Source organism: Devosia sp., from assembly GCF_965229025.1.
In the GTDB taxonomy this organism is placed as follows: domain Bacteria; phylum Pseudomonadota; class Alphaproteobacteria; order Rhizobiales; family Devosiaceae; genus Devosia_A.
Map to the genome: position 1 here is coordinate 3,268,107 of NZ_OZ245853.1, position 26,316 is coordinate 3,294,422.

General features: G+C 65.2%; 24 protein-coding genes and 2 tRNA genes. 11 read left to right on the forward strand and 15 right to left on the reverse strand.

Translation table 11 applies throughout. From position 1 onward, the window contains the following. Positions 1–18 precede the first annotated feature (18 nt). Positions 19–231 carry a hypothetical protein gene (locus tag ACO06J_RS15830; protein WP_421761680.1) on the forward strand — a complete coding sequence of 71 codons (213 nt, stop codon included), beginning with the start codon at positions 19–21 and terminating at the stop codon, positions 229–231. A gap of 5 nt (positions 232–236) precedes the next feature. Here ACO06J_RS15830 and ACO06J_RS15835 read toward each other — a convergent pair whose 3' ends face one another. Then, the gene (locus ACO06J_RS15835) at positions 237–1,568 is read right to left on the reverse strand and encodes an FAD-binding oxidoreductase (RefSeq protein ID WP_421761681.1); all 1,332 of its coding nucleotides are present in this window, start codon (positions 1,566–1,568) and stop codon (positions 237–239) included. 221 nt (positions 1,569–1,789) lie between these two features. On the opposite strand from ACO06J_RS15835, the gene ACO06J_RS15840 reads away from it, so the two are divergent. Together ACO06J_RS15840 and aroC are read left to right on the forward strand one after the other, a co-directional pair. Then, entirely contained in the window at positions 1,790–2,416 is a 627-nt protein-coding gene (locus tag ACO06J_RS15840; protein WP_421761682.1) for a histidine phosphatase family protein, read from the forward strand. Positions 2,417–2,478: 62 nt separating this feature from the next. Then, positions 2,479–3,585: a chorismate synthase gene (aroC, locus tag ACO06J_RS15845; protein WP_421761683.1), complete on the forward strand. Its 1,107-nt coding sequence runs from the start codon at positions 2,479–2,481 to the stop codon at positions 3,583–3,585. Between the two features lie 60 nt (positions 3,586–3,645). Here aroC and ACO06J_RS15850 read toward each other — a convergent pair whose 3' ends face one another. The 4 genes from ACO06J_RS15850 to ACO06J_RS15865 all read right to left on the reverse strand — a co-directional run bounded on the left by ACO06J_RS15850 (position 3,646) and on the right by ACO06J_RS15865 (position 6,326). Next, positions 3,646–4,383: a TlyA family RNA methyltransferase gene (locus ACO06J_RS15850; RefSeq protein ID WP_421761684.1), complete on the reverse strand. Its 738-nt coding sequence runs from the start codon at positions 4,381–4,383 to the stop codon at positions 3,646–3,648. Continuing rightward, positions 4,380–4,982: an SCO family protein gene (locus tag ACO06J_RS15855; RefSeq protein ID WP_421761685.1), complete on the reverse strand. Its 603-nt coding sequence runs from the start codon at positions 4,980–4,982 to the stop codon at positions 4,380–4,382. The genes ACO06J_RS15850 and ACO06J_RS15855 overlap by 4 nt, the downstream gene beginning before the upstream one ends. A 90-nt stretch (positions 4,983–5,072) precedes the next feature. Then, the gene (locus tag ACO06J_RS15860; RefSeq protein ID WP_421761686.1) at positions 5,073–5,321 is read right to left on the reverse strand and encodes an exodeoxyribonuclease VII small subunit; all 249 of its coding nucleotides are present in this window, start codon (positions 5,319–5,321) and stop codon (positions 5,073–5,075) included. A 78-nt stretch (positions 5,322–5,399) separates the two neighbouring features. After that, the gene (locus ACO06J_RS15865; protein WP_421761687.1) at positions 5,400–6,326 is read right to left on the reverse strand and encodes a histone deacetylase family protein; all 927 of its coding nucleotides are present in this window, start codon (positions 6,324–6,326) and stop codon (positions 5,400–5,402) included. Between the two features lie 65 nt (positions 6,327–6,391). On the opposite strand from ACO06J_RS15865, the gene ACO06J_RS15870 reads away from it, so the two are divergent. After that, on the forward strand, positions 6,392–7,324 hold the full coding sequence (locus ACO06J_RS15870; RefSeq protein WP_421761688.1) for an L-threonylcarbamoyladenylate synthase: 933 nt from the start codon (positions 6,392–6,394) through the stop codon (positions 7,322–7,324). On the opposite strand, the gene ACO06J_RS15875 is transcribed toward ACO06J_RS15870, so the two are convergent. Further along, complete coding sequence (locus tag ACO06J_RS15875; protein ID WP_421761689.1) at positions 7,321–8,283, reverse strand: DnaJ C-terminal domain-containing protein; 963 nt, start codon at positions 8,281–8,283, stop codon at positions 7,321–7,323. The genes ACO06J_RS15870 and ACO06J_RS15875 overlap by 4 nt on opposite strands. Positions 8,284–8,397: 114 nt before the next feature. Here ACO06J_RS15875 and pdxH point away from each other — a divergent pair, with 114 nt between their 5' ends. Together pdxH and ACO06J_RS15885 are read left to right on the forward strand one after the other, a co-directional pair. Next, entirely contained in the window at positions 8,398–9,033 is a 636-nt protein-coding gene (gene pdxH, locus ACO06J_RS15880; RefSeq protein ID WP_421761690.1) for a pyridoxamine 5'-phosphate oxidase, read from the forward strand. 111 nt (positions 9,034–9,144) lie between these two features. Further along, complete coding sequence (locus tag ACO06J_RS15885) at positions 9,145–9,960, forward strand: DUF1499 domain-containing protein (protein ID WP_421761691.1); 816 nt, start codon at positions 9,145–9,147, stop codon at positions 9,958–9,960. Here ACO06J_RS15885 and ACO06J_RS15890 read toward each other — a convergent pair. Further along, on the reverse strand, positions 9,957–10,880 hold the full coding sequence (locus tag ACO06J_RS15890) for an MBL fold metallo-hydrolase (protein WP_421761692.1): 924 nt from the start codon (positions 10,878–10,880) through the stop codon (positions 9,957–9,959). The two genes, ACO06J_RS15885 and ACO06J_RS15890, sit on opposite strands and share 4 nt — an antisense overlap. A 64-nt stretch (positions 10,881–10,944) precedes the next feature. On the opposite strand from ACO06J_RS15890, the gene ACO06J_RS15895 reads away from it, so the two are divergent. Further along, a complete protein-coding gene (locus tag ACO06J_RS15895; protein WP_421761693.1) occupies positions 10,945–11,583 on the forward strand; it encodes a biotin transporter BioY in 639 nt (212 codons plus the stop codon). 45 nt (positions 11,584–11,628) lie between these two features. Here the strand turns inward: ACO06J_RS15895 and ACO06J_RS15900 are convergent, their stop codons facing one another. The 4 genes from ACO06J_RS15900 to ACO06J_RS15915 form a co-directional block, all read right to left on the reverse strand. Further along, positions 11,629–12,261, reverse strand: a complete 633-nt coding sequence (locus ACO06J_RS15900) for a glutathione S-transferase family protein (protein WP_421761694.1) — start codon at positions 12,259–12,261, stop codon at positions 11,629–11,631. Then, positions 12,261–13,970, reverse strand: a complete 1,710-nt coding sequence (locus ACO06J_RS15905; RefSeq protein ID WP_421761695.1) for a Rieske 2Fe-2S domain-containing protein — start codon at positions 13,968–13,970, stop codon at positions 12,261–12,263. The genes ACO06J_RS15900 and ACO06J_RS15905 overlap by 1 nt, the downstream gene beginning before the upstream one ends. After that, positions 13,967–14,863, reverse strand: a complete 897-nt coding sequence (locus tag ACO06J_RS15910; RefSeq protein ID WP_421761696.1) for an aromatic ring-hydroxylating dioxygenase subunit alpha — start codon at positions 14,861–14,863, stop codon at positions 13,967–13,969. Before ACO06J_RS15910 ends, ACO06J_RS15905 begins: the two co-directional genes overlap by 4 nt. Before the next feature lie 93 nt (positions 14,864–14,956). Beyond that, positions 14,957–16,564: a diguanylate cyclase gene (locus tag ACO06J_RS15915; RefSeq protein WP_421761697.1), complete on the reverse strand. Its 1,608-nt coding sequence runs from the start codon at positions 16,562–16,564 to the stop codon at positions 14,957–14,959. A gap of 158 nt (positions 16,565–16,722) precedes the next feature. Here ACO06J_RS15915 and ACO06J_RS15920 point away from each other — a divergent pair, with 158 nt between their 5' ends. The 3 genes from ACO06J_RS15920 (at position 16,723) to ACO06J_RS15930 (ending at position 20,457) form a co-directional block, all read left to right on the forward strand. Beyond that, positions 16,723–18,378 (forward strand): GMC family oxidoreductase, encoded by a 1,656-nt coding sequence (locus ACO06J_RS15920; protein ID WP_421761698.1) that lies wholly within the window; start codon positions 16,723–16,725, stop codon positions 18,376–18,378. After that, positions 18,375–19,139 carry an SDR family NAD(P)-dependent oxidoreductase gene (locus ACO06J_RS15925; protein WP_421761699.1) on the forward strand — a complete coding sequence of 255 codons (765 nt, stop codon included), beginning with the start codon at positions 18,375–18,377 and terminating at the stop codon, positions 19,137–19,139. The genes ACO06J_RS15920 and ACO06J_RS15925 overlap by 4 nt, the downstream gene beginning before the upstream one ends. Positions 19,140–19,218: 79 nt before the next feature. Beyond that, entirely contained in the window at positions 19,219–20,457 is a 1,239-nt protein-coding gene (locus ACO06J_RS15930; RefSeq protein ID WP_421761700.1) for an AGE family epimerase/isomerase, read from the forward strand. An 11-nt stretch (positions 20,458–20,468) separates the two neighbouring features. Here the strand turns inward: ACO06J_RS15930 and ACO06J_RS15935 are convergent. After that, a tRNA-Gln gene (locus ACO06J_RS15935) sits at positions 20,469–20,543 on the reverse strand. 177 nt (positions 20,544–20,720) lie between these two features. Here ACO06J_RS15935 and ACO06J_RS15940 point away from each other — a divergent pair. Continuing rightward, positions 20,721–20,797 (forward strand) — tRNA-Pro (locus ACO06J_RS15940). Between the two features lie 99 nt (positions 20,798–20,896). Here the strand turns inward: ACO06J_RS15940 and ACO06J_RS15945 are convergent. From ACO06J_RS15945 to nirB, 3 genes are read right to left on the reverse strand one after another with little or no spacing between them, the layout of a single operon-like run. Further along, positions 20,897–23,527 (reverse strand): molybdopterin-dependent oxidoreductase, encoded by a 2,631-nt coding sequence (locus ACO06J_RS15945; protein WP_421761701.1) that lies wholly within the window; start codon positions 23,525–23,527, stop codon positions 20,897–20,899. Further along, the gene (gene nirD / locus ACO06J_RS15950) at positions 23,524–23,856 is read right to left on the reverse strand and encodes a nitrite reductase small subunit NirD (protein WP_421761702.1); all 333 of its coding nucleotides are present in this window, start codon (positions 23,854–23,856) and stop codon (positions 23,524–23,526) included. The genes ACO06J_RS15945 and nirD overlap by 4 nt, the downstream gene beginning before the upstream one ends. Before the next feature lie 5 nt (positions 23,857–23,861). Then, complete coding sequence (gene nirB / locus ACO06J_RS15955; RefSeq protein ID WP_421762526.1) at positions 23,862–26,312, reverse strand: nitrite reductase large subunit NirB; 2,451 nt, start codon at positions 26,310–26,312, stop codon at positions 23,862–23,864. Positions 26,313–26,316 lie beyond the last annotated feature (4 nt).

Consider the following 26,316-nt stretch of genomic DNA (forward strand, 5'->3'; position numbering starts at 1 on the left):
TGCGGCATCGCGCTGCTGTTGCCGGGACTTTGCACGCTGTTCTTCGGCGGCATGTTTGCGCTGGACGGTTTGTCAGCCCGCGACATGTACGGCCTGGGGGCGCTCAGCATCCCGTGGCTGATCGTGGGCGGGCTGCTGGTCTGGGGCGGCTGGCTGGTGATTGCTGCAGCGGCAAAGCGGCCCTCGACGCCAAGCCCACCCAGTGACAAGACAGACCAGAGCCGAGACTGACTGACCTACCCCAGCACCTTGCCCGGGTTCAGTATCCCATTTGGGTCGAGCGCGTGCTTGATGGCCCGCATCATTTCGAGCGCCACCGGGTCCTTGACCTGTTTGAGCAGCCCGGTTTTCAGTTGGCCGATGCCGTGCTCGGCGGAGACTGAACCGCCCAGCCGGATGACGATCTCGTAGATCGCGGCGTGGACGGGTTCGGCGCCCGCCATGAAGGCCTTGCCGTCGGCGCCGACGGGCTGGCTGAAGTTGAAGTGGATATTGCCATCGCCCATGTGCCCGAAGGCGCAGGCGCGGATGCCGGGCACGACCTTTTCCGCCGCAGCGATGCCATCCATGAGGAGTTGCGGGACGGCAGCGATGGGCACCGAGACATCGTGCTTGATCGACGCGCCTTCACGCGACTGCACGTCACTCATCTGCTCGCGCGCTGCCCACATCTGGGTGCGGTCGGATTCCGACTGGGCGAGCACGGCGTCGCCCACCAGCCCCTGCCCCAGCGCGTCTTCCAGCGCCGATTGCAGCGCACCGGGAACACCACCGCGCATGCGGTTGACCTCGGCCAGCACATACCAGGGCGAGAGGCTCGCCGTGGGGTCGCGGCTCAGCATCTGGTGCTTGAGCTGCAGGTCGATGCCAAAGCGCGGCATCAGTTCGAACGCGGTGAGGCGCGAACCGGTACGCTCGCGGAGGAGGTAGAACAGCTCCAGTGCGGCGGCGGGCGAGGCGACATTGCAGAGCGCGGTCTCGTGCGCTTCGGGGATGGGGAAGAGCTTTACCGTGGCGGCAGTGATGAAGCCCAGCGTGCCTTCGGCACCGACCAAGAGGTCCTTGAGGTCATAGCCGGTATTGTCTTTCTTGAGCGCGTTCAGCCCCTGGTAGAGCCGGCCATCGGCCAGCACGGCTTCGACCCCGAGCGTCAGTTCGCGGGCGTTGCCGAAGGCCAGCACCTGGACGCCACCGGCGTTGGAGCTCAGCACGCCGCCGATGCGGGCGGAGCCTTGCGAGGCGATCCAGAGCGGGAACATGGCCCCCGCAGCTTCTGCCGCCTGATGCGCATGCTCGAGGATGACGCCGGCCTCGAGCGTCATGTGCCCGGCGGCAGCATCGACTGAGCGCACGCGGTTGATGCGGCTCAAATTGACGATGACTTCGGTGCCGCTCAGCGGCACCTGGCCGCCGACGAGGCCGGTATTGCCGCTTTGCGGGACCAACGGGACACGATGCGCGTTAGCCCAGCGGCAGAGCGCCTGCAGCGCGGCGACGCTGCCCGGCAGCGCGACGGCGACAGCGGGAGTATGGAAGCGCTTGCGCGGTTCGCTGAGATAGGAGGCCATCTCTCCAGGAGAGCTCAGCAGGGTGCCAGCTTCACCAAGCAGGGCGCGGAGACCGGCGATGATATCTTTTGAGGAGAGCAATTCAGGGGCTTGGGACATGGGGCGAAGATAGTCGGGCGCCCGGTTGCCGTGAAGGCCGAACTTGCGGCGGCGAGGAGGCTCGTGCGACAAAGGCTAACCCCCTCTCGCCCTTTCACAAACGATCCGAGCGCACCCCGAAAATGTCGATCCTCTGGCCCGAACTCTATTTCATCCGCCATGGGCAGACCGACTGGAATGCCGAGGGACGCTACCAGGGCAGCAAGGACATTCCGCTCAACGATATCGGCCGGGCCCAGGCCGACCTCAACGGCAAGGTGCTGGCGGACCTCTTGCAGCGCTCCGGCCGGAGCCCCAGCGATTTCAGCTGGCACGTGTCGCCGCTCGGGCGGACCCAGGAGACCATGCAGCGGGTGCGCGCGGCGTTCACCGAGCCTTTGCCCGAAGCCGTGCCGGATAAGCGGCTGGTCGAAGTGTCGTTCGGGGTCTACGAGGGCCGGCTCCATGCCGAACTCAGTGCCGGCGAGATGGCGATTGCCGGCGAGCGCACGGCGGAGTTCTGGTTCTTCCGTCCGCCATCGGGCGAGAGCTATGAGGATGTGGCGCAGCGGGTGATCAGCTTCGGGCACGAATTGCACGGCCCGGCGATCATTGTCGCCCATGGCGGCATTCTCAGGATCCTCCGCCGCCTGATCGAGGATTTTCCGGCCGAGCGCGCCGTGAACTGGTTCCCGCCGCAGGATTGCGTGGTGCATTTTACCGGCGGCAAGTCGGTGGTCTACCCGGCGGGACAAAGCTGGGACGATTGAGGGGCCGGTTGACCCCAACGCCCTCCAGCCCCTAGAACCCCTTCATCCTCCGGGGCGACACCATGAGCTTCAATACGTTCGGCCACCTGTTCCGTTTCACCACCTGGGGCGAAAGCCATGGGCCGGCGCTGGGCGTCGTGGTGGATGGGTGCCCGCCGGGGCTGCCGATTTCGGCCGAAATGATCCAGCGCGACCTTGACCGACGGAAGCCCGGCCAGTCGCGCTTCACCACGCAGCGGCGCGAAGACGACCTAGTGCGGATCCTTTCGGGGACGTTCGAGGATGAGCGCGACGGGCAACTGAAGACCACCGGTACGCCGATTTCGCTGATGATCGAGAACACCGACCAGCGCTCCAAGGACTATTCGGAGATCAAGGACAAGTTCCGTCCCGGGCATGCCGATTTCACCTACCAGCAGAAATATGGCATCCGCGACTACAAGGGCTCCGGCCGCGCTTCGGCGCGCGAGACGGCGGCGCGGGTGGCGGCCGGAGCGGTGGCGCGGCTGGTGATCCCCGAGGTGACGGTTCGCGCGAGCCTTGTCCAGATGGGGCCGCACAAGATTGACTATGCCAATTTCGACTGGGCGCAGGTGGACCAGAACCCGTTCTTTTGCGCCGACCCCAAGGCGGCGCAACTCTGGGAGGGCTATCTCGATGGCATCCGCAAGGACGGCAATTCGGTTGGTGCAGTGATCGAAGTGGTGGCCGAGGGCGTGCCGCCTGGCTGGGGCGCGCCAATCTATGGCAAGCTCTCCGCTGACCTCGCCTCAGCGATGATGTCGATCAACGCGGTCAAGGCCGTCGAGATCGGGGCCGGGTTTGAGGCCGCGAGCCTGACGGGTACGGAAAACGCCGACGAAATGCGGGCGGGTAATGCCGGACCATATTTCACCTCCAACAAGGCGGGCGGCATTTTGGGAGGAATTTCCAATGGCGACCCGGTGGTGGTGCGCTTTGCGGTCAAGCCCACCTCGTCGATCCTGTCGCCGCGCCAGAGCGTGACCACGGACAACGAGAACACCGAGGTGATCACCAAGGGCCGTCACGACCCCTGTGTCGGCATCCGTGCGGTGCCGATCGGAGAAGCGATGATGGCGCTGGTACTCGCCGACCATTTCCTTCGCCACCGCGGCCAGACGGGACGGGACGGCGGGATCGGATTTTAGAGTCCTTGTTTGGTCGCGCTTCCGAACCGGAAAACCGTTGCCACTTTTCCTGGAAACGCTCTAGGGGCGGCTGAACACCGCGACCGTCTCGGTATTGCCGTCGCCGCCATCAATGGGTGAGGGTACCGAGATGCGGTGGCTCCAGCCGGCCGCCGCCATATAGGCGATCACGTCAGTTGAGGCCTTTTCGATCGCGAGCGGATCGGTGACGATGCCGCGTTTGCCGACATTTTCGCGGCCGACCTCGAACTGCGGCTTGATCAGGATCACTGCCTCGGCTCGGTCCGCACAGAGGGACAGCGGCACGTCGAGCACCTTGACCACCGAGACGAAACTGATGTCGCAGACCAGCAGGTCGATGGGGTCTGGCACCGTGTCGCGATTCAGGTCGCGGCCGTTGAGGCCCTCGAAACTGACAACGCGGGGGTCGTCGAGGAGGCTCTTGTGCAACTGGTGGTGGCCAACATCGATGGCGAAGACCTTGCTCGCGCCGCGCTCCATCAGCACCTGGGTGAAGCCGCCGGTCGAGGCGCCGAGATCGAGGCAGGTCCTGCCGGTGGCAGCGATTTTACCCGCATCGAGCCCGGCGATGAGCTTGAGCGCCGCGCGCGACACATAGGTCGCGGCAGGATCGTGGAGCGCGAGGACGTCGCTGTCGGCGACTGGCTGGTGCGGTTTGACGGCGACGACGCCATTGATTGTGACGGTGCCGCGCAGCACGGCATCGCGGGCGCGGGCGCGGCTCGGGAGCAGCCCACGCGCTTCGAGCGCCTGATCGAGACGGATCCGGGTGCTCAACTGGCGAGCAGCTTCTTGATCTTGGCGACGGCGGTATCGCTGGATTCGCCGTAGGCGATGGTACCCTCGAAGGCCCCGTTCTCGTCGAGCAGGAACAGGGTTGCGGTGTGGTTGACGAGGTAAAAGCCGCTGGCGTCCGGCGTGCCCCTTTCGCTCATCGCGCCAAACGAGGCCTTGATCGCCTCGGTCTGCGTGGCATCGCCGACGAGGCCGATGGTGCCGGGGAAGGCGCTGAGATAGTCGGCGAGCACCGCCTTCGTGTCCCGCTCGGGATCGACGGTGACGAAAATGGTGCGCAGCTGGTCAGGCGTCAGCCCCAGCTGCGCGGTCCAGGCGGCGGTTTCTGCCAGCGTTGTGGGGCAGACGTCGGGGCACGAGGTGTAGCCGAAGAAGACGAGGCTCGGCGTGCCCTTGAGGTTGGCCTCGGTGAAGACGCCACCGGCGGTCGATTCGAGGGCGAAGGGCTTGCCGGTGACGGCCAACGGGTTGGCCGGGGGGCGGACGACGAACAGCACGGTGGCGCCAATGGCGGCGACGGCCACCAGCACCCAAAGCACTATACGGAAGCGCTGTAGCGCCCGCGACGAAGTTTCAGCCATCTGGCCCTCCCAACAATTGGCCCGGCTTATAGCGCCCGGTGGCGCTTGAGGCGCGCGTCAAACGCGCGCAGTCACGCGGGATTGAAAGCGTTATTGAGGATCGAGCGGCTCGGTGCCTGTGGGCTGGCCGGAGCGGAGGGTGATCTTTTCGATCCGCATCTCGGCTTCTTTCAGCAGCGCCTCGCAGCGCGCCTTCAGGGCTTCGCCGCGCTCGTAAATGGCGATCGATTCGGCAAGCGGCGCTTGGCCGCTTTCGAGCTTGCCGACAATGGCTTCGAGCTCCTTGAGGGCGGCCTCGAAGCTGAGGGCCTTGATGTCGTCAGTGCTGGAATCGGCCACGGGGTGCTCCTCGATATCGCGCCTGTTGCTACCTCCTCCCCGGCCCTCCCCACAAGGGGGAGGGTGAAACAGGTTTGGTCAGCCGCCCATGAGCGCCGTGACGTGGGCGGCAGCACCGGTGGCGAGGCCCTGGCGGTCATAGCCCCCCTCAAGCATCGAGACGATGCGGCCATCACAGCGGCGGGCAGCGACTTCCATCAGGCGGGTGGTGACCCAGGCGAAGTCATCGGGGTGCCAGTTGAGGCCGGCGAGGGGATCGCGGTAATCGGCATCGAAACCGGCGGAAATCAGCAGGAGGTCTGGCGCGAAGGCATCGAGGGCGGGAAGGATCTTGTCATCGTAGGCCAAGCGCATTTCGGGGCCGCCACTGCCCGAGGCGAGTACGGCGTTGCAGATATTACCCACGCCGGTGAAGCTCGGTGCTCCGGTGCCGGGATAGAGCGGCATCTGGTGGCTCGAGGCGTAAAACACCGTTGGGTCGTCCTTGAAGATGTCCTCGGTGCCATTGCCGTGGTGAACATCGAAATCGACGATGGCGACGCGTTCGGCGCCGTACTTGCGCTGCGCCTCGCGGGCGATGACGGCGATGGAATTGACGAGGCAGAAGCCCATCGGGCGGTCGATTTCGGCGTGGTGGCCGGGGGGGCGCACGGCGCAGAAGGCGTTGCGAACTTCGCCCAGCACCACCGCTTCGAGCGCCATTAGGCCACCGCCGAGCGCGGTCGAAGCGGCATCGAGCGAGCGGGAGGAAATGAAGGTGTCCTCGTCGATCTGGCCTATGCCTTCGGCGGGCCGGGCACGGCTGAGGCGCTGTAGGTAATCGGGCGAATGCACGAGCTCCGCGAGGGTCAGGTCACCCGAGGGAGCATCACGGCGCACCAGCCGGTCGAAGGCGGGAGCGCCCAGCGCTTCCTCGACGGCACGGATGCGATCGGCCCGCTCGGGGTGGCCGGTCGGGGTGGCGTGATCTGCGAAATTGCGCTGGCTGACGTAAAGAGTGGCCATGGACCGGTTCTGGTTGTGACGTCGGACAGCTTGACGTTGCCCGCTCCAGCTTGTCAAACCGGCTCATGACCGGCAAAGCCACCGTTTCCTCCGATATCGACACCCTTGCGGCACTTTTGCGCGCGGGCGAGATCGTCGCCTTCCCCACCGAGACCGTCTACGGGCTGGGCGCGGACGCGACCAATTCGGATGCGGTGCTGAAGATCTACGAGACCAAGGGCCGGCCGCGCTTCAATCCGCTGATCGTCCATGTTGCGGACCTGACGATGGCCGAGCAACTGGTGGAACTGACGCCACTGGCGCGGAAACTTGCGCAGTTCTGGCCGGGACCGCTGACGCTGGTGCTGCGAAGGAAGGTAGAGGCGGGTCTCAGCGACCTCGTCACGGCCGGGCTCGATACGGTGGGCATCCGCATCCCCGATCATCCGCTGGCGCTGGCGCTGATCCGTGCCGCCGGCCGGCCGCTGGCGGCGCCTTCGGCGAACCGCTCGGGGAAGCTGTCGCCGACGACGGCGGCGCAGGTGATCAAGGGGTTTGAGGGCAACGTGCCGGTGCTTGATGGCGGGCCGGCACAGGCTGGCGTCGAATCCACCATCATCGCGGTCGACGGCGAGACGGTAACGCAGTTGCGCGCCGGAGCGCTGCCGCGCGAGGAGATCGAGGCGGCGCTGGGGCGGGCAATTGCCATTGCTGCTGAGGACGCGGCCATTGCGGCTCCGGGGATGATGCTGAGCCACTACGCGCCCAACGCGGCGCTGCGGCTCAACGTCACGCAGCCGGGACCGGATGAGGCCTGGTTGGGCTTTGGAGCGGCGCCCGGCGCGGCGGCAAACCTCTCGCCGACCGGCGACCTGCGTGAGGCAGCGCGGAACCTGTTCGCGATGCTGCACCAGCTCGATGGGGTTGCGAGCCGGATCGCCGTGGCGCCAGTTCCGCGCCACGGACTGGGTGAGGCGATCAACGACCGGCTGAAACGGGCCGCGGCGCCGCGCGGTTAATTGTCCCTGACCTTGTAAGGCTTCTGCTCGCGCCAGAAGCGCATCAGGCTTTCGAGGTCGGGGTCGCCTGCCTCGGGCAGCACGATGCGCAGCGTGGCGTACAGATCGCCCGCGCCATGGAGGCCCTTGCCCTTCAGCCGGAGCGCCTTGGCGGTATTTACCGCGGGCGGCAGGTTGAGTTCGGCCGAGCCTTCGAGCGTCGGGACGCGCACCTTGCCACCGAGCACCGCCTCATAGAGCGTGATCGGGACATCGACGCGGAGGTCGGCGCCATCGCGGCGGAACTGCTTGTGCCGCTCGAACTTCACCGTGACCATGGCGTCGCCCGGCTCACCGCCATAGGGCGAGGCATGACCCTGGCCCTTGAGCCGGACCTGCTGGCCGTCCTCGACCTTGTCGGGGAGCTTGACGTTGAGCGTCTTGCCATTGGGCATCCTGAGCGGCACGCTGCCACCGACATGCGCCTGTTCCAGCGAAATCGCAGCAGTGGCGTTGATATCCTCGCCACGCCCTTGCGTGGTGCGCCCGGCGCCGCCGCCCATCGAGCCGGTAAACGGGTCCCAGCCGGCGCTGCCCGCGCCACGGCCGGCACCAGCCCCGGCGCCACCGCGGGGCTGGCCGCCAAAGCCGCTCATGAATTCCTTGAGGATGTCCTCGGCGGAAAAGCCGGCGCCGCCGCCGGCTGCGCCCGGCCGTGGGCCGCCACCGGCGCCGCGGGCAAAGCCGCCAAAGCGCGGGTTGCCATCGGCATCGATTTCACCACGGTCGAAGGCGCCGCGCTTGTCCTTATCGGAGAGGAAGTCATAGGCTGACGAAACCTCGGCGAATTTCGCGTGGGCCTTTGGATCGTCCGGGTTCTGGTCCGGGTGATGTGCCTTAGCCAGCTTGCGATAAGCAGCCTTGAGGTCTTTCTCGCTTGCGGACTTGGGCACCCCGAGCACGCTGTATGGGTCGCGCATTGGTGTCCTTGAAGAGTTGGGGGAATTGCTTTCCCTGTGTTCAACATCCTATATGGCGACGCCCTGCCGCCTTGTCCAGACCGGCGCAGAGGCTTGCGCAAGGCATTGATATCCATGACTGCCAATAACCTGACCGACAAGCTGTTCGACGACGCGGACACTTCACCGATCGATCCGTTCTCGCTGTTCGAGGACTGGTTCGCTGAAGCCCAGCTCAAGGAGCCCAACGATCCGCACGCCATGGCGCTCGCCAGCGTTGATGCCGATGGGCTGCCGGACGTGCGCATGGTGCTGATGAATGCGCGCGACCACCGCGGCTTCTGCTTTTTCACCAATTTCGAGAGCGAGAAGGGCAAGCAATTGCTGGCCCACCCCAAGGCCGCGTTCGTCATGCACTGGAAGTCGCTGCGGCGGCAAATTCGGGTACGCGGGCCGGTGGAAGTTGTGTCGGACAGCGAGGCGGATGCGTATTTTTCGACACGCGGCCGGGCCAGCCAGATCGGCGCCCATGCCAGCAAGCAGTCGCGGCCCCTGGCCAATCGCTACGCCCTGCTTGAGCGCGTCGAGACACTGAAGACCAGCCTTGGTGACGATGGCGCGGTGACGCGGCCGGCGCACTGGTCGGGCTTTCGGGTCATCCCGCAGACCATCGAGTTCTGGAAGGATGGCGCCAACCGGCTGCACGACCGGGTACGGTTTTCGCGCCAGCTGCCAGCGGGCGACTGGAGCCGGCAGCGGCTCTATCCCTGAGCCCCGACAGCAAGGGTTCAGTGGAATGGGCGCGGCAGGGGCTTTAGTAGTTGCGGCTGCCGTGCCAAGCAACAGGGGCTCGACCCGCTCGCAACCGGTGCCGCTTTTCTGATGCGTATTCTGATCCGCACGTCAAAATGGGCGATCTGGTCGCGGCGCCTGGGCAGCCTGGCGCTGCCGATGACCATCGTGCCGGTATTGCTGCACCGCGAAGGCCTGATCGAAAGCCGGGATTTCGCGACGATCGAAGCGATCGCGGCGCTGATCGCCGCCGTGGCGCTGATCTCGGGGCTTGGCGCCTATGGCCGACTGTGGGTGACGGGGGACCGCGGCTGGGGCAAGGCCACGTGGGGGATGCTGTTTGCCCTGATCTGCCTCGCGCCCTTTGCCTATCTCGGCTACGAGGCGAGCCGCTATCCCAAGGTCAACGAGGTGGCGACCAACTTTGTCGATCCGCTGCCGCTTACCTCGGGCGTGCGGGTGCTGCCCACCAGCGCGGCGCTGCGCGAGCTGATCGAGGCGCGCTTCCCCAATGCCCGGACCCGCAGCTACCCGATCGACGCGACGCAACTGTTCACCATTGTTTCCGCGCTGGTCGATGATCGTGGCTGGGATGTGCGCATGCAGCGCACCCCATCGACGCCGCTCGATAGTGGCCAGATCGATGCCATGGCGCTGACGCTCTTGGGCTGGCGCAACGAAGTGGTGATCCGGGTGGCGGGAACGGCGCAGGGCGTCACCGTCGACATGCGGTCGGTGCCGCTCAGCGCGTTGCACGATTTCGGCGAGAACGGAAAGCTGGTCGAAGAATTCCTGCTCGCCCTCGACCAGAGGGTGACGCTGCTGCTGCGCGATGCGCCCACGGCGCCGGCGGCAGATACTGAAGACGCGGCCCCGGACGCTGGCAGCGACGCACCGGCCAACTAGGCTGGCAACGGATAGAGGCGCGGCCCGAACAGGGTGTGCGCCAGCCCGATCTGCCCTCGCTCGGCGAGATATTCCACATGTGCCTTCAGCGTCATGCGCGCGGCCGGTTGCAGCGGCAGAGCGAGTGTGGGGTAGATGATTTTCAGCAAGTCGCCGATCCGCGTCGCACCTGCAGCAATGGCGGCAATGACCTGGACATTGCGATGCTCTCGATGCGCCTGCAACGCGAACGCGTATGCAGGCCCATCGGTGATCGGGCCACCGTGGGCCGGCAGATAGCGGCGGTAGCCGGCGTGCTGCAACCGGACGAGGGAGGCCAAATAGTCGCTCATCGACCCGTCCGGTACCGAGACCAGCGTCGAGTTCCAGCCCATGACATGGTCGCCGCTCAAGAGGTCCGGCGTGCCGCGGATGCCAAAGGCCAGATGGTTGGCGCAGTGCCCGGGCGTCGCGATCACCTCAAGTGCCGCATCGGATAGAGCAAGGATCTCGCCGTCGAAGAGAGTTCGGTCCGGAACCAGCGCCCAGTCGCTTTCCCGCGCCACCGGGTTGATCTCGAAGGATCTGCGGGGACGGCTGAGCCGGTGCGCTCCCCCAAACCAGACTGGCGCGCCGGTGGCCGCCTTCAGCCTGGGCACCAGGTCGGAGTGGTCGCGATGGGTGTGGGTGAGGAGAATCGCCAGCGGCGTCCGGCCCGCCAATGCCGCCATCAGTGCCTCGAAATGGGCGACGCTATCGGGGCCGGGGTCGATGAGGAAAGGCTGCTCGCCGCCGATGACGAAACTGTTGGTGCCGGTGAAGGTATAGGGGCCGGCATTGGGTGCGGTGACCCGCTGCAGGCCGGGCGCCACGGTGATGGCGCGCCCGGCTTCAGGTGCAAAATCTCTATCGAAGAGCAGGGCTGGGACGGGCACGGGCATTGCGCAGATCAGGGGGAGCGAATAGAACCCGAACAGGAATGCTCCTCTTGATGAAGGATTGGCAATGGCCTTGACGCTCACTACGCCGAACACGGTTCTCGGCGCACTTTCTCCGAAGTCCGGCACGGCCCGGATCGTGGCCAATGTGGTCACAGTAGTGCTCGGCTCGTTGCTGCTGGCGATCTGCGCGCAGATCAAGGTGCCGGTGATGCCGGTACCTGTGAATCTGACCTCGCTCGGCGTCGCCGTACTGGCCGCTGGCTTCGGCTGGCGCATCGGCGTCGCGACGGTGCTGCTTTACATCGTTGAGGGCCTCTCGGGGCTGCCAGTGTTCGCCAATGGCGGCGGCATTGCGTACCTTTTCGCCCCGTCCTTCGGCTTCATCGTCGGCTACCTGGCCATGGCCTTCATCATCGGCTTTGCCGCCGATCGCGGCGCGTCGAGCAAGCCGTTCGTGCTGTTCGGTGCCATGCTGGTTGGCGACGCCGTGCTGTTCGCCTTCGGCTTTGCCTGGCTCTATGTGGTTGCCAATGGCATCGTCCAGTCTGGCGCGGCACTGCCGGGCTGGCTGCATGCCGATAACCTCCTCGGCAGCGCCTTCGACGGCGCGGTCAAGCCCTTCCTCCTCTGGGACGGCCTCAAGATGGCGTTCGCGGCGGTCAGCGTTGCCGGCACCTATATGCTGGTGTCCAAGAAGGCCTGAGCCTCACAGCACAGTATCAAAAAGGCCGGTCCTAGACCGGCCTTTTCATTTGGCGGGAGCGGTCGGGAATACCCCCGACATCGGCAAAAAGCCTGAAATGCGCTTGAACCGATCGAGCCAGCGCCGGATCGCCGGGTAATCCTGACGCGACACCCCGCCTTCTTCCGAGAGCACAATGGGCGGGAAGCAGGCAAGGTCGGCAAGTGTGGGGTGCGCGGGGGCGCAAAGCCAGTCGCGGCCGGCGCGCTCGCCGAACCACAGATGCTCGTCGAGCCGGCGCAACAGCAGATGGGCATCGGCCTGCGCCCTGGCGAGGTCATCGCCCTGCTCGAAGTTCAGTACCAGCCGGGCCGCACCGGCGGTGTCGTCGAGTTGCCCGGCGGTGGTGAGGAAAGCGTCGATCTCGCTGGCCGCTTCCGGCGGATACCAGTGGCGCGTGCCATCATACTGGCGCGCCAGATAGCCCAGGATTTCGAGTGATGAGGCGAGGTTGGCTCCGGCGTCGGCGAGCACCGGCAGAGTGCCCAGCGGATTGATGGCACGGAACCAGGGCGCGTTGTGGTCGGTGCCGGGGAAAATGTCGACTGGCACGATTTCGTATTTCAGCCCCAGAAAGCCCAGCAGCAGGCGAACGCGGTAACACTCGGCGGACAGCTCGAAATCGTAGAGCGTGCGCATCAGATATCGAGCACCAGGCGGGATGATTTGGCGCGCGAGACGCAGGTCATCATCACAGCGTTGGCCGCCCGCTCGGTGTCGTTGAGATAGACGTCCTGATGGTCAGGAACGCCCTCAAGGACCCGGGTCATGCAGGTGCCGCAGGCGCCCTGCTCACACGACGAGGGGGCCTCAAGGCCATTGTCGCGCATGACTTCGAGGATCGATTTGCCGACCGGAACCGCCAGCGTGAGGGCGGAACGGGCGAGCTCGACGGTGAAGCTCGAGCTCTGGTCGATCGGGTGAGTGTTGGCAAAGTACTCGAAATGTATCGCCTCGTCGGGCCAACCGAGGGCCTTCGCGACACTGCGCGTCAGCTCCAGCATCGGTGCGGGGCCGCAGACGTAGAGCTGATGGGCGAACTTGAAGGCGCCGGCGAGGGCGCGGATGTCGGCTTCCGTCTCGGCCGGCGTGCGCCCGAGGTGACGGACCACCGAGGCGCCGAGCGCCGCCAGTTCATCGGCAAACGGCAGGTGCGAGCCCGACCGGGCGAAGACGTGCAGCTCGAACGGCAGGCGTGACCTCTGCAGCGCCTTGGCCATGGAGAGCAGCGGCGTCAGCCCGATACCCCCCGCAACAAGGATGGTGCGGACCGCATCGCGGCGGAGGGGGAAGTTGTTGCGCGGCTCGGAAATCGCCAGCACATCCCCCTCGCGCACCGTCTCGGCAATGGCGCTGGAGCCGCCACGCGACTCCGGCTCGCGCTTGGCCGCAATGGTGTAGCTCTGCTGCTCGCCGGGACCGTTGGTGATCGAGTACTGCCGGATGAGTCCGTTGGAGAGGTGGAGGTCGATGTGGGCGCCGGGCTGAAAGGTCGGCAACTGGCCCGCCAGCGGCGCCAGTTCCAGCGCCGTGACGTCGGTGGCGACGGGCCATTTGCGCTTGACCATGACGCGCAGCGTTGCCTGCCGCCCGATCACCAGATCGGGCATGGTGGCGAGGTCGAGCGACACCGGTTCATAGCTGGGGATGATCGGCGCGGGCGCCTGTTCAGTAGCAGCGGCGAGCTCGAGGCTGTCGCGCAGGCGGATCAAGATGCCGTTGAAGTGCCGGAGCGTCTGAAGCTCATCGTCGGGGCGCGGCACGAGCCCGCGGATCACCGCACGGCCGGCATCGACCGGCTGCACCACGAACAGACACCGGCTGCCGGCGAACTCGACCCAGGCGGTAAGCTGGGCGACCAGTTCTGCAGCCACACCTTCGGTCATGACGGCCGCGAGAGTATCTCCAGGCTGCGCGTTGACCGGAACCGGTCGCAGGGCTAGCCAATGGCCGTCATCGACCGGCGGGGCGAACGCTGCATCGTCATCGAGGCTCGACCAGATCAGCCCCAGATGCTCGACGGCGCGATAGGTACGGTTGACGATGCGGCGGGCCGGCGCATCTGCCGGATGGGCCGGGATATAGGTGCAGCCGGCTGAGCGGTTGGCATAGCGCCAGCCGTGATACTGGCACTTGAGTTCGGCCCCCTCGTTGAGCCCGATCGACAGGCGCACGCCACGGTGGAGGCACCGGTTCTCCCAGACGTTGACGTGGTTGTCGTCGGCGCGCCAGACGGCGAACTCGCGGCCCCAGAGCTGGCCATGAAAAATGTGCCGGTACGGCAGGTCTTCGCTCGAGGCGATGGGATACCAGGCGGACTGGGCCGAAGATGAGAGTTCGGTGGTCATGCGCTTTGCGGGATCACCCCGTAATTGACGCCCTTCTGACTCAGCCAGCGGCGATAGGCGATGGCGGATTTGTCAGCCCGGATCGGGGTTTCTGCGCGCGGATCGAGCGGCAGGCGCTTGGGATACTGGTTTTCGAGGATGGGCTTGTCCTGGCCGAAAATGGTCTGCTGGAAGCGGCGCATCGACGCGAGGGAGTTCTCGTGATCGATCATCGACAGCATCAGGTGGGTCCGCATGGTTTCCTCGCCCGTCGGCTGGGCAAAGATGGCGATGACATCGAGCCGCTCCGGCTCGGCCGGGCAGGATTTGTACAGCACCGAGCAATAAGGGTGCGGCACGCGATAGATATACTCGACCTCCTGGCCCTCGCTGGCGCTCAGCGCAGCCCGCGGCTGGAAGAAGCGGCAGCGAGTGGCAAGGATTTCGTCGCGCTCATAGGAAATCTCGACGTCGTATTCCTTGACCTCGGTATGTGGCTCGGCTCCCAGAATATCGGTGTGCACATAGGGGAAGTGCCCCATATCGAGGAAGTTCTCGATGGCCCGGGGTGCCGACACATTCACCCCGATCGAGCCGGCGCAGATGTTGAAGCGGTCCGGCTCTGCGAATTCGGGAATCTCAAACAGGCCCGCAGGTGGGGTGCCGAGGCTGGTCCACACGAAACCATAGCGCTCAAGTACTGGCAGCAGCTGGCCGGGCATGGCGGCGTGCCAGACACGGATGTCGCCCCCTTCGCGCAGATAGCGCAGCGGCTGGCCGAACAGCAGGGTGGGGCGTTCGTGCCCCTCCTCGATATCCTCGGCGGCAGAGATCACCTGCCAAGCGTCGCGCACGGCAGGCGAAAGCTCCCGCAACGCGTGCGCGGAAGTATTGGCAGAAGCGATCTGTGGCATGGTGGTCGAGGTCATCCTTACTTGCAGAGTGCGGCCCGCGGCCTCGCCCGGCAAGCCCCATGCAAGCATGGCTCGGATGTTATTTCGGCTGGATCACGCCTCGCGGCGTGCCTCAAGCAGCACAACGTCCACGCTGACGACCCGGTTTCGCCCCGCAGCCTTGGCGCTATAGAGGCGCCTGTCGGCGGTCGCGACAATCTCGTCTGCGTGCTCCATCCCCGTCCCGGCAGCAACGCCGATGCTGACAGTGACCGTGAGGCCGGGCGCATACTCGTTCCAGTCCATGCCTTCGATCGCCACCCGGACCATTTCGCAGAACACGGCAGCCGTGGTGGGCGCCGCATCGGGAAAGATGATGGCGAACTCTTCGCCCCCCATCCGGACCGGGTGACCATGCACACTGATCTGGTCGGTGAGCAGCGTCGCAACGGCCCGCAGCACGCGATCGCCGACGGCATGAGAGAAGCGATCGTTGACGGATTTGAAGTGGTCGAGATCGAGGATGGCAATGGCATAGGGCTGGCCGGCGAGCCGCTGCAGGATCTGATCGAGGCCGCGGCGGTTGGCGATCCCCGTGAGCGGGTCGAGGAGCACCTGCTCCTCCAACCGGTCGGCGCGCGAGCGCAGCAGGTCGCTCTCGAAGCGGATTTCTGCGACACGCGCGCGTCGCTGCGCGGTGCTGCCGGATTGGCGGACATAAAGCGCGTGGTAGCGCTTGTGGAGATCCAGTGCCTTTTCGAACTCGCCCTTTTTCTCGTACAATTGGGCGAGCCGGCCGGTGGCATTGAGCAGGTGATCCAGCTTTCCGCTGGCTTCGGCGAGGCTGATGGCCTCGGTGCAGGCCCCTTCGGCCGCCTCAAGTTCACCCGCCCGGGCCATGAGGTCGCCCACGGTGTACAGATATTGGGTTGTCGGCCCGATCCCCGCCTCGCCAGGGACATCGGACCAGCGGTCGATGCAGGCCATGGCCTGTTCCACCTCATCGAGCCGGCCGTGCAGGTCGGCAGCGGCAGCGAGCGCGGCGCGCAGGGTCCAAGTGTCGCCGCAGCGCGCGGATACGTCTACCGCTTCCTTGGTCGATTCAAGGGAGAGGTCCAGCCAGTGTGTGGGCGCTGAGGTATCAGCGGTCGAGTCCACGTTTTCGGCGTGGTGACGCTGGCATCGGCCAAGGTCAAGAAGCTGCCAGCCGAGCATGGCGTCGTCTCCAAGCTCGCGCGACAGCGCCACTGCGCGCTCCAGCAGCGGCAGGCTCAGCTCAGGCTGACGCGCCATGGCCAGACACGATGCCTTGGCATTGGCAGCCAGCACGATGACACGGTTGTCCCCCACCTCTTCTGCCTCGGTCAGCGCCGTCTCGGCGCTGTCGAAGGCCTCATCGGTCAGCCCCATGTCCAAGAGCAGCAGCGCCCTGATCCCCAGCATGCGCGCCTGTTCGCGCGTATTGCCCTCGCGGAACCAGAGCCGATGCGCGAGTGCCGCGCATTCGTGGCCGGTCTCGGACTGTCCCATCCGCAGCAGGCACCAGGCCATGACGCTGAGGCTGCCGGCAATTGCCTGCGGCGCATCCTGCTCCTGTGCGGCGGCAAAGATCGTCTTGCAGAGCGAAAGGGCTTCCCCAAAGCAGCCCTGGCGCGTCAGCGTAAATGCCTCTACGAGGGCGCTCTCAAGGTGGAAGGGCTGGTCGGTCACACGGCGGCTCATGTCTCAAATCGCGCGCGAGTCTATCTGCAATCTGTCGACACAATGCTAACCGCCGGCCTAACCCGCTGGACGGAGCCCGACAATCCGGACAGGATGGCGTCGCGCGGACGCGACCGACGGAAACAGTCGGCGCTCGGTTATGCCGCGAGGAGGGGACAATGCGGGAAAGCTACGATCACATCGTGATCGGGGGTGGTGCGTCGGGCTGCGTTGCGGCGGCGCGGCTGGTGACCGATGGCGGGCGTCGCGTGCTGTTGCTCGAAGCGGGGCATTCGAACCACCATCCGCTGCTCGACATGCCGCCGGGGATCTTCAAATTGATCAACGGCAGCAAGTACATGACCTACCACCAGACGGTGCCGCAGGCGCACCTCAACGGGCGCGTGCACGATATCCCGCAGGGCAATGTGCTGGGCGGCGGCACCTCGGTGAATGCCCAGGTCTACATGCGCGGCCGGCCGTCCGATTACGACGAGTGGGACGAGATCCTCCGCGGCAACAATGACGGCGCGCCGTGGGGCTGGTCGAGCGTCCTCAAGCACTTCCGCCGCATTGAAGGTAATAACCGGCTGAGCAACGAGTTGCACGGCGCCGATGGGCCGTTGCTGGTGTCCGACCCGGGCCATGTCGACGATGTATCGCGCTGGTTCGTCCAGAGCGTGCAGCAAAAGGGCGAGCCCTTTACCAACGATTTCAACGGCCCGACGCAGCGCGGGGTAGGCTTTTACCAGTTCATGAACCGCAAGGGGAAACGCTCGAGCGCGGCTTACGCCTATATCGAGCCGCTGAAGGCCGACAAGCGGCTGACCGTGAAGCTCCGGGCGACAGTGACCCGCATCAATATCGAGAACGGCCGCGCCGTCAGCATCACCTATCGCGATGCGGCGGGCAACGAGAGCACCGCGTTTTCCGATGGCGATATCGTCCTCAGTTCCGGCGCGCTGGTCACGCCCAAGATCCTGATGCTGTCAGGTCTCGGCCCCGCCGCGCATTTGAAGCAGCACGGCATCAACACGCTGGTCGACCTGCCGGGCGTCGGGCAGAACCTCATCGATCACCCGGAAGTGCCGGTGATCTCGGTGGCCAATGGCCCTTACGGCTATTTCAAGCAGGGCGTCGGCTGGCGCATGCTGAAGAATGGCATCAATTTCAAGGTGTTCGGCAATGGCCCGATCCTGTCGGTAGGGCTCGAGGCCGGGGCCTTCATCAACCCGATCGACCGCGATGCGCCGCCCTCGATCCAGGCGTTCTGCGTGCCGATCGTTTATCTCGACCGCGACCTGTTGAAGGTGTTCGACGACACCTATGGGGTGACGATCACCACTGTGCTGGTCAAGCCCAAGTCGCGAGGGTTTGTCGAGTTGCGGTCGGCTGACCCGATGGCGATGCCGATGGTGTCGCCGCACCTGCTCAAGCACCCCGACGACATGAAGATCATGATCGAGGGGCAGCGGTTCTTCCGCGACGTGCTGCTCTCCGGCCCGCTCGGCCAGCGGATAGAGAAGGTGATCGCTCCGGCCGGCCCCGATCTCAGCGACGAGGTGATGGCCGAGCATTGCCGGCGGTTCGTCAAGACCAACTACCACCCGGCCAGCACCGCCCGCATGGGTGCCGACGGCGACCCGATGGCGGTGCTCGATGCCCGGCTGAGGGTGCGCGGCGTCGACAATCTCCGCGTCTCGGACCTCTCCGCCGTGCCCAACATCAACGCCGGCAATACCACGGCACCCGCCATGATGCTGGGCGACCGCTGTGCCGACTTCATCCTCGGCCTCGACCGGCCGGAAACAGCCAATCTGGGAGCCCATTCATGATCCAGGATCTCTTTCGTCTCGACAGCAAGGTGGCGCTGGTCACCGGTGGAACACGCGGTATCGGGCTCGGTATCGTCGAAGCCTTTGCCGAGGCCGGCGCACATGTGATCGTCTCGTCCAAGGTGCCCAAGCCTGAGGTGATCGCCGCGCTGAAAGCCAAGGGCTACAAGATCGATTACCTGCAGGCCGACATGCAGGACCAGGCGGCGCCGGCCAAGTTGATTGCCGACGCCACGGCCATCACCGGCCGGCTCGATATTCTCGTCAACAATGCCGGCGTCGCCCAGCATGGCGACACCCATTCGTTCACCGAAGCCAATTACCGGCGGCTGATGGACATCAATGTCGATGCCGTGTTCCGTGCCTGCCAGGCGGCACTCGGGCCGATGCGGAAGCAAAAGAGCGGCGTCATCCTCAATATCGGCTCGATCTCGGGGCTGGTCTCCAACATCCCGCAGCCGCAGGCCGCCTATAATGCCTCCAAGGCCGCCGTGCACATGCTGACCAAGAGCCTTGCCAGCGACTATGTGGGCGACAACATCCGCGTCAACGCCATCGCCCCGGGCTATATCGACACCGACATGACCTCGGGCGGTCTGAAAGACCCGGTCTGGGGTCCGGTCTGGAAGGACATGACGCCGATGCGGCGGGCTGGAACGGCGACGGATATCGGAGCTGCGGCGCTCTACCTCTGTTCAGCCGCATCCAGCTACGTCACCGGCGAAGTGCTTGTGATCGATGGCGGATATACCATCCGCTAGCAGCTAACGTCTCGACGCTCCGCAGGCGGCTCAGCTAGAAGGGCGTGAGCCGCTCGCTACCCACAAGGATACTTTACCGATGTCCACCCTGCCCCCCGATTCCTGGCGCAATCGCCCTTCCCACCGGCAGTGGCTCACCGAGCAGGCGAACGGGCTGTTCGCCTTCTTTCAGAACCGGATGATCAACCCCAGGGGCGGCTTCTTCGATCTCGACGTCGCGGGCAAACCGATCGCGCCGAACAATCCGGTGCGCGGCATCCACAGCACCGGCCGCATGGTGCACTGCTATGCCATCGGGAGCCTCCTCGGCCGGCCAGGCTCCGATATCGTCGTCGATCACGGCATGCAGTATTTGTGGAACGTCCACCGTGACACCGAGCGCGGCGGCTATTACTGGGCTGTCGATGACAATGGCGCGAGCGACAATGGCCGGAAGCAAGGCTATGGCCATGCGTTTGTGATGCTGGCCGCGTCCAGCGCCAAGCTGGTCGGACACCCGCTCGCGGACAGGATGCTCGCGGATGTGACCGAAGTGATCGGGACGCGCTTCTGGGAAGAGCAGAACGGCGCAATCGCGGAAGAATTCAACGGCGACTGGTCGCCGATTTCGACCTATCACGGCCAGAACTCCAACATGCACCTGACCGAGGCGCTGATGGCGGCGTTCGAGGCGACGGGGGACCGGAGTTATCTGGATAAGGCCGAGCGCATCGCCGACCTGATCATCCGCCGCCGCGCCGGCGAGAACGGCTACCGGGTGGCTGAGCATTTCGACGGCAACTGGGCCGTCGACAAGAATTACCTGGGCGATCCGATGTTCCGCCCGCCCGGCACCACGCCGGGCCACTGGCTCGAATGGTCGCGGCTTATCCTGCAGCTCTGGGTGCTGGGCGGCAAGCGGCACGACTGGATGCCGGAAGCCGGCGAAGCGCTGTTCGCGCAATCGGTCGCGCTCGGCTGGGACAATGCGCTTGGCGGGTTCTTCTATACGCTCGACTGGAACGATGTGCCCGATACGCGCGGCAAATACTGGTGGCCGATGTGCGAAGGCGCGGCGGCTGCCGCGTTCCTCGTCGAGCACCGTCCCAGCGCCTTCCACGAAACCTGGTATCGCCGGATCTGGGACGTCATCGCCCGCTACTTCATCGACGAGAAGAACGGCGGCTGGAACGAGCAGCTGACCGAGGACATGATCCCAAGCTACACCCTGTTCAAGGGCAAGGGCGACATCTACCACGCGCTGCAAGCGTGCATGATCCCGCTCTACCCGGCCAAGGGAAGCCTGACCCGGGGCGTGGTGGAGGCGATGAAGGGGTGAGGGAGATAGACTGGCTGGGGCGCTAGGATTCGAACCTAGGGATGGCGGTACCAAAAACCGCTGCCTTACCACTTGGCGACGCCCCAACGCGCGCGTTCCTACACGGTTCACCAAACCTTCGCAACCAATCGGAGCGCCCCAAAGTTTGGAGCCTCAATGCGCTTGAACCTCTGGCGACCTGAGTCTATAAAGCGCGCGCAGCCGATGGCCGCCCGCCGAATTCTCCCGGAGTTCCGGCACCATGGGTCCCTTCAGCACACTGACGGAGTATAGCGCAGCCTGGTAGCGCACCTGCTTCGGGAGCAGGGGGTCGAGTGTTCGAATCACTCTACTCCGACCAATCAACCCCGGCCTCGCAAGAGGTCGGGGTTTTTTACACCGACAGGGGTCGGGAGTGGCCACCTATCAGGTTAGCCCAAAGTCTGCGCCCGCTTCTCTGCTACGCCAGGCCGGCGCTGAGTTTCGCAAGCAGTGCCCGTATTTCCGGGCGGCATGAGCCGCATGTGGTGCCCGCTCTCAACACGCTGCCGATGGCTTCCACGGTAGAACTTCCCGCGCGGGCGGCGGCGACGATCTGGTTTGCACCGATGTTGTTGCATGCACAAACGAGCGGGCCGATGTCCGGGCGATCGGCACCAGGACGACCGGCGAGAATATCAACACGGCGGGTGGCATCGACGGGCTGGCCAAGGAGCGCTGCTGCCCATTGTCTCGACACTGCGACGGGAGCGGGAGAGACGAACAACGCAAACACCAGCCGACCGGCGTCGAATAGCGCCAGATTGTGCCGACCGGTGTGATGGTCGACGAAACTCACTAGCTCGGCGTTGTCCTCGACGCCAAAGGCCTGCCTCGCCCAGGCAAGGGGGTTAAAGCTGTCCGCCACAAACGCCAGTTCCGTCCGCCAGCCACCAACAGCGGCAGCCATCGCCCAATAGTCGGCGTCGCGATAGTTCGGCCGCTCGATGCTTACAGCAAAGCCGTAAAATGCCACTTTCGCGGGCCGCGCAGTGATGGCGGCCATCTTGAGCGCTGGCTGACCCGAGACTGGATCCTTTGCGGCGGTCACCAGCTTGTCGATGCGCCCGTTCGAGGAAAACTGATCCGTCCAGTGCATTGGCGCGAACACGGAGCCGGAGCGCTGGCGCTCGGTAATCAGGGCGCGGACGTGCACGCAACCATGTTCATTGGCCAATTCAACGAGCCCGGCATCGGTGATGCCGCGGTCAAAGGCGTCGTCAGGGGAAATCTCGACAAACGGCTCGGCCAGATGGGCCGAGAGGCGCGGTGCCTTGCCGGTGCGCGTCATCGTATGCCAGTGGTCTCGCACCCGGCCGGTATTGAGCGTCAGCATATCAGCTAGGGGCTCGGGCCGCATGGGCTCCACCGCGATGAAACGGGCGCGTCTATCGGGCGTGTAGAACACTCCATCGGTGAACATCCGCGATGTGCCGCCGTCGCGCACCGGCCACTGCGTGGGCATCAGCTCGTCGTAGGGTGTGTCCTCAAGCCCTTCGAGGTTGAAGTCCCGGCGGCCGCCATTCTCGAAGGCCGACAGCGCGACGTGTTCGGCAAAGATCTCCGCTGCGTTGCTATAGGGGAAGGCCGGGCCGAACCCCATGCGGCGCGCAACAGCGGAAATGATCCACCAGTCGGGCCGCGCTTCGCCGGGCAGCGGCAGCATCGGGCGCTGGCGGGAAATGCGGCGTTCCGAGTTGGTGACGGTGCCGTCCTTTTCTCCCCATCCGGCGGCCGGCAGGCGCACATTGGCTTCCGCGACCGTGTCGGTCGTGGACATCATGTCAGAGACCACGACGAACGGGCAGGCCCGCAGCGCGGCGCGCACCTTGTCGGCCTCGGGCATCGAATCCACCGGGTTGGTGGCCATGATCCAGAGTGCCTTGATCCGGCCATCGACCACGGCATCGAAGAGGTCCACCGCCTTGAGGCCCGGCCGGGTCGCGACGGCCGCCGATTGCCAGAAGCGGCGCAGGCGCTCGACGTTTTCGGGTTCGAAGTCCATGTGCGCCGCAAGCATGTTTGAAAGCCCGCCGACCTCACGACCGCCCATCGCGTTGGGCTGTCCCGTGACCGAGAACGGCCCCATGCCGGGCAGTCCGATGCGGCCAGTTGCGAGGTGACAGTTGATGATGGCATTGACCTTGTCCGTGCCACCGGCCGACTGGTTCACGCCCTGGGAGAACACCGTCACAGTGCGTGGGGTTGCGCCGAACCAGTCGTAGAACACTGCGATGTCGCGCGCGCTGAGGCCCGTCGCCTGCGACACGGCATCAAGGCTCCAGCGCCGCGCGACGGCCAGCGCCGCCGAAAATTCGCTGGTGCTGTTGGAGAGAAATTCCCTGTCCAGCAGCGCCTTTTCGGCGAGCCACCGCAGCAGGCCGACAAACAGTGCACTGTCGCCATCTGGCGCAATGGCGAGATGGAGATCGGCCTGATCCGCTGTGCTGGTGCGTCTGGGGTCGATCAGCACAATCCGCATCTGCGGCCGCTCGGCTTTGGCTTTCAGGATGCGCTGGTAGAGAACGGGGTGACACCAGGCGAGGTTGGAACCGACGAGGACGATCAGGTCAGCCCGTTCGAGGTCTTCATAGTTGCCCGGCACGGTATCCGAGCCGAAGGCGCGCTTGTGGCCGGCCACGGAGGACGCCATGCAGAGGCGCGAATTGGTGTCGATATTGGCCGAACCGAGGAAGCCCTTCATCAGCTTGTTGGCGACGTAGTAGTCCTCGGTCAGCAGTTGCCCCGAGCCGTAGAAGGCAACCGAATCCGGACCGTACTCCGCGATGGTTTGACTGAAAACGGCCGCTACCCTGTCGAGAGCGGCGTCCCAGGTGACGCGGTGCCCGTCGATCTCGGGGTGAAGCAAGCGCCCGTCGAGCGAGAGGGTTTCGCCGACCGCCGAGCCCTTGGAGCAGAGCCGCCCGAAATTGGCCGGATGCTCAGGGTCGCCCGCGATGGTAACCGAGCCGTCGGCTTGCGGGGTGGCCAGCACGCCGCACCCGACCCCGCAATAGGGACAAGTGGTCCGTACCGGCTGGCCTGGGCTCATTCGGCAGCCGCCAGCATCGCCTCTGCAGCCATGAAGATGCTCCCGTCGACGACGTTGAGGGCGATGGTGCGCACCCTGCCCTCGTCTGCCCCTTGCGCCTCGCCGGTCTCAAGCGAAAACACCCAGCTATGGAGCGGGCAGGTGACCTGTGCGCCATGAACAATCCCCTGGCTCAGCGGGCCGCCCTTGTGCGGGCAGCGGTCCTCAATGGCGAAGACCCTGTCGTCCATGGTGCGGAACACCGCGATGGGTCCCCAGGCGGTCTTCACACATCTCGCACCGCGGCGGGGAATCTGTTCGACCCGTCCGATTTCAACCCAATCCTGCATAGCCATCACTCCGCAGCCTGTGGCATGCCGAACTCCGCCATGGCGGCAAACTCGTGAGCGTCCTTGCCGTTGACGCGTTCCTGCCAGGGGTCGATCTGGGCAAAGGTCTGGCTGAAGACGAAGCGGTCGTGGTAGTGGCGGCGCTTGTCGAGATCGGTGACCACTGCGGCGAGGATCGACTCCTTGCCCACCCGCTTCATCCACTTGTAAATGCGCTCGAGATAACGGCCTTGCTCACGGTAGAGCTGGACCAGTGCGGCAATAACCTCGACCGCCTCGTCCTCGGTGTCGACATGGCAGAGCGGCTCGGTGCCCTTTATATCGAGCCCAGCAGCGCCACCGAAGACGATATCATAGCCGCTATCGACGCAAATGACGCCGACGTCCTTGCAGGTGGCCTCGGCGCAGTTGCGCGGACAGCCGGAGACCGCCATCTTCACCTTGGCTGGCGTCCAGCTGCCCCACATGAACTTTTCGAGCCGGATGCCAAGCCCGGTCGAATCCTGGGTACCGAAGCGGCACCAGTCGGAGCCGACACAGGTTTTCACCGTGCGGAGGCCCTTGGCATAAGCGGCGCCCGACACCATGCCGGCGGCGTTGAGATCGGCCCAGACGGCGGGCAGGTCCTCCTTCTTGACGCCCAGCAGATCGATGCGCTGGCCGCCCGTGACCTTGACGGCCGGGATCTTGAACTTGTCGGCGACATCGGCGATGGCGCGCAGTTCATTGGGACTGGTCATGCCGCCCCACATGCGGGGCACAACCGAATAGGTGCCGTCCTTCTGGATATTGGCGTGCACCCGCTCGTTGATGAAGCGCGACTGGTTATCGTCCTCGTATTCACCGGGCCAGGTCGCAACGAGATAGTAGTTAAGCGCCGGCCGGCACTTGGCGCAGCCGCAAGAGGTCTTCCACTCGAGGTCCTGCATCACCTGCGGGATCGAGCGCAGATCCTTGGCGATGATCAGGCGGCGTACATCGTCGTGCCCCAGATCGGTGCACTTGCACATCGGCAGCACGGCCGCCGGATTGTAGGCGCCGCCCAGCGTCAGGCTCAGCAGCTGCTCAACAAGGCCGGTGCAGGAGCCACAACTGGCGGAGGCCTTGGTATGGGCGCGTAAATCGTCGAGGGACTTCAGCCCCTTGCCGGTGATGGCGTCCGTGATCTTCGATTTACAAATGCCGTTGCACCCACAGATCTCTGCCTCACCCGGCAAGGCTGCAACGGCCGCCGTAGGGTCCAGGGGGGCCCCTCCCTGATAGTTCTGGCCAAAGATCAGGGTGTCCCGCATCTCGCTGGTGTCGACGCCCCGCTTGAGCATGTCGTAAAACCAGGGGCCGTCGGCGGTATCGCCGTAAAGTACGGTGCCGATGATCTTGTGGTCACGCAGGATCAGCCGTTTATAGACCCCAGCGGCGGCGTCGCGCAGCACGATTTCCTCGCGGTCATCGCCTTCGGCAAAGTCTCCTGCCGAATAGAGATTGATGCCGGTAACCTTGAGCCGTGTCGCGGTCGCAACGGGCACGAAGCCCTCCGGCTCTTCATCCGCCAGTTGCGCGGCGAGCACATTGGCCATGTCATAGAGCGGCGCCACGAGGCCGAAGCACTGGCCTGCCACTTCCACGCATTCGCCCAAGGCGTAGATGGAGGGATCGGAGGTCCGCATCTGCGCGTCGACGACGATGCCGCGATTGACCGCCAGCCCGGCGTCCTTGGCGAGCACACCGTTGGGCCGGATGCCCACCGCCATCACCACCAGATCGGCCGGCAGGACGGTGCCGTCGCTCAGCTCCACTCCGGTGACGCGTTTGTCACCGAGAATCTGCTTGGTGTTGGCCGCGGTCACGACCTTGATGCCGCGCGCCTTGATGGCCGTACCGAGGAGGTAACCGGCGGCCGGGTCGAGCTGGCGTTCCATCAACGTCGGGTGCACATGGACCACGGTCACATCCATGCCCTGCTCGTTGAGCCCCGCCGCGGCCTCGAGGCCAAGCAGGCCACCGCCGATGATCACGGCGCGGCCGCGTGCCTTGGCCGCGAGCATCATGGTGTTGACGTCGTCGAGGTCGCGGTAGCTCACCACCCCTGCAAGACTGTTGCCGGGGACTGGAATGATGAAGGGCACCGAACCGGTTGCGATGATCAGCCGGTCGTAGCTTTCGGTGATGCCGTTGGTGGCGGTGACGGTCTTGTTCTCCCGGTCAATGGTCTCGACCTTGCAGCCCTTGTAGAGCGTGATGCCGTGCTGGACGTACCAGGCGTCGCCATGGATGACGATGTCGTCGAAACTCTTTTCACCCGAGAGGACAGGCGAGAGCATGATGCGGTCGTAGTTCACCCGCGGCTCGGCGTTGAAGATGGTGACTTCGTACCGGTCGGGGGCGAGCTCGAACAACCGTTCGAGCGCACGCCCGGGCGCCATTCCATTGCCGATGATGACCAGTCTTTCCTTGATCGGG

What these genes read in the sequence shown, in the direction of transcription:
- ACO06J_RS15870 (WP_421761688.1), top strand. Translation starts at nt 6,392, where the DNA reads ATGACCGGCAAAGCCACCGTTTCCTCCGATATCGACACCCTTGCGGCA.
- ACO06J_RS15945 (WP_421761701.1), bottom strand. Translation starts at nt 23,527, where the DNA reads ATGAGCCCAGGCCAGCCGGTACGGACCACTTGTCCCTATTGCGGGGTC.
- ACO06J_RS15865 (WP_421761687.1), bottom strand. Translation starts at nt 6,326, where the DNA reads ATGGCCACTCTTTACGTCAGCCAGCGCAATTTCGCAGATCACGCCACC.
- ACO06J_RS15885 (WP_421761691.1), top strand. Translation starts at nt 9,145, where the DNA reads ATGCGTATTCTGATCCGCACGTCAAAATGGGCGATCTGGTCGCGGCGC.
- aroC (WP_421761683.1), top strand. Translation starts at nt 2,479, where the DNA reads ATGAGCTTCAATACGTTCGGCCACCTGTTCCGTTTCACCACCTGGGGC.
- ACO06J_RS15900 (WP_421761694.1), bottom strand. Translation starts at nt 12,261, where the DNA reads ATGCGCACGCTCTACGATTTCGAGCTGTCCGCCGAGTGTTACCGCGTT.
- ACO06J_RS15840 (WP_421761682.1), top strand. Translation starts at nt 1,790, where the DNA reads ATGTCGATCCTCTGGCCCGAACTCTATTTCATCCGCCATGGGCAGACC.
- ACO06J_RS15905 (WP_421761695.1), bottom strand. Translation starts at nt 13,970, where the DNA reads ATGACCACCGAACTCTCATCTTCGGCCCAGTCCGCCTGGTATCCCATC.
- ACO06J_RS15895 (WP_421761693.1), top strand. Translation starts at nt 10,945, where the DNA reads ATGGCCTTGACGCTCACTACGCCGAACACGGTTCTCGGCGCACTTTCT.
- ACO06J_RS15930 (WP_421761700.1), top strand. Translation starts at nt 19,219, where the DNA reads ATGTCCACCCTGCCCCCCGATTCCTGGCGCAATCGCCCTTCCCACCGG.
- ACO06J_RS15835 (WP_421761681.1), bottom strand. Translation starts at nt 1,568, where the DNA reads ATGGCCTCCTATCTCAGCGAACCGCGCAAGCGCTTCCATACTCCCGCT.
- ACO06J_RS15890 (WP_421761692.1), bottom strand. Translation starts at nt 10,880, where the DNA reads ATGCCCGTGCCCGTCCCAGCCCTGCTCTTCGATAGAGATTTTGCACCT.
- ACO06J_RS15910 (WP_421761696.1), bottom strand. Translation starts at nt 14,863, where the DNA reads ATGCCACAGATCGCTTCTGCCAATACTTCCGCGCACGCGTTGCGGGAG.
- ACO06J_RS15925 (WP_421761699.1), top strand. Translation starts at nt 18,375, where the DNA reads ATGATCCAGGATCTCTTTCGTCTCGACAGCAAGGTGGCGCTGGTCACC.
- ACO06J_RS15915 (WP_421761697.1), bottom strand. Translation starts at nt 16,564, where the DNA reads ATGAGCCGCCGTGTGACCGACCAGCCCTTCCACCTTGAGAGCGCCCTC.
- ACO06J_RS15855 (WP_421761685.1), bottom strand. Translation starts at nt 4,982, where the DNA reads ATGGCTGAAACTTCGTCGCGGGCGCTACAGCGCTTCCGTATAGTGCTT.
- ACO06J_RS15920 (WP_421761698.1), top strand. Translation starts at nt 16,723, where the DNA reads ATGCGGGAAAGCTACGATCACATCGTGATCGGGGGTGGTGCGTCGGGC.
- pdxH (WP_421761690.1), top strand. Translation starts at nt 8,398, where the DNA reads ATGACTGCCAATAACCTGACCGACAAGCTGTTCGACGACGCGGACACT.
- ACO06J_RS15875 (WP_421761689.1), bottom strand. Translation starts at nt 8,283, where the DNA reads ATGCGCGACCCATACAGCGTGCTCGGGGTGCCCAAGTCCGCAAGCGAG.
- nirD (WP_421761702.1), bottom strand. Translation starts at nt 23,856, where the DNA reads ATGCAGGATTGGGTTGAAATCGGACGGGTCGAACAGATTCCCCGCCGC.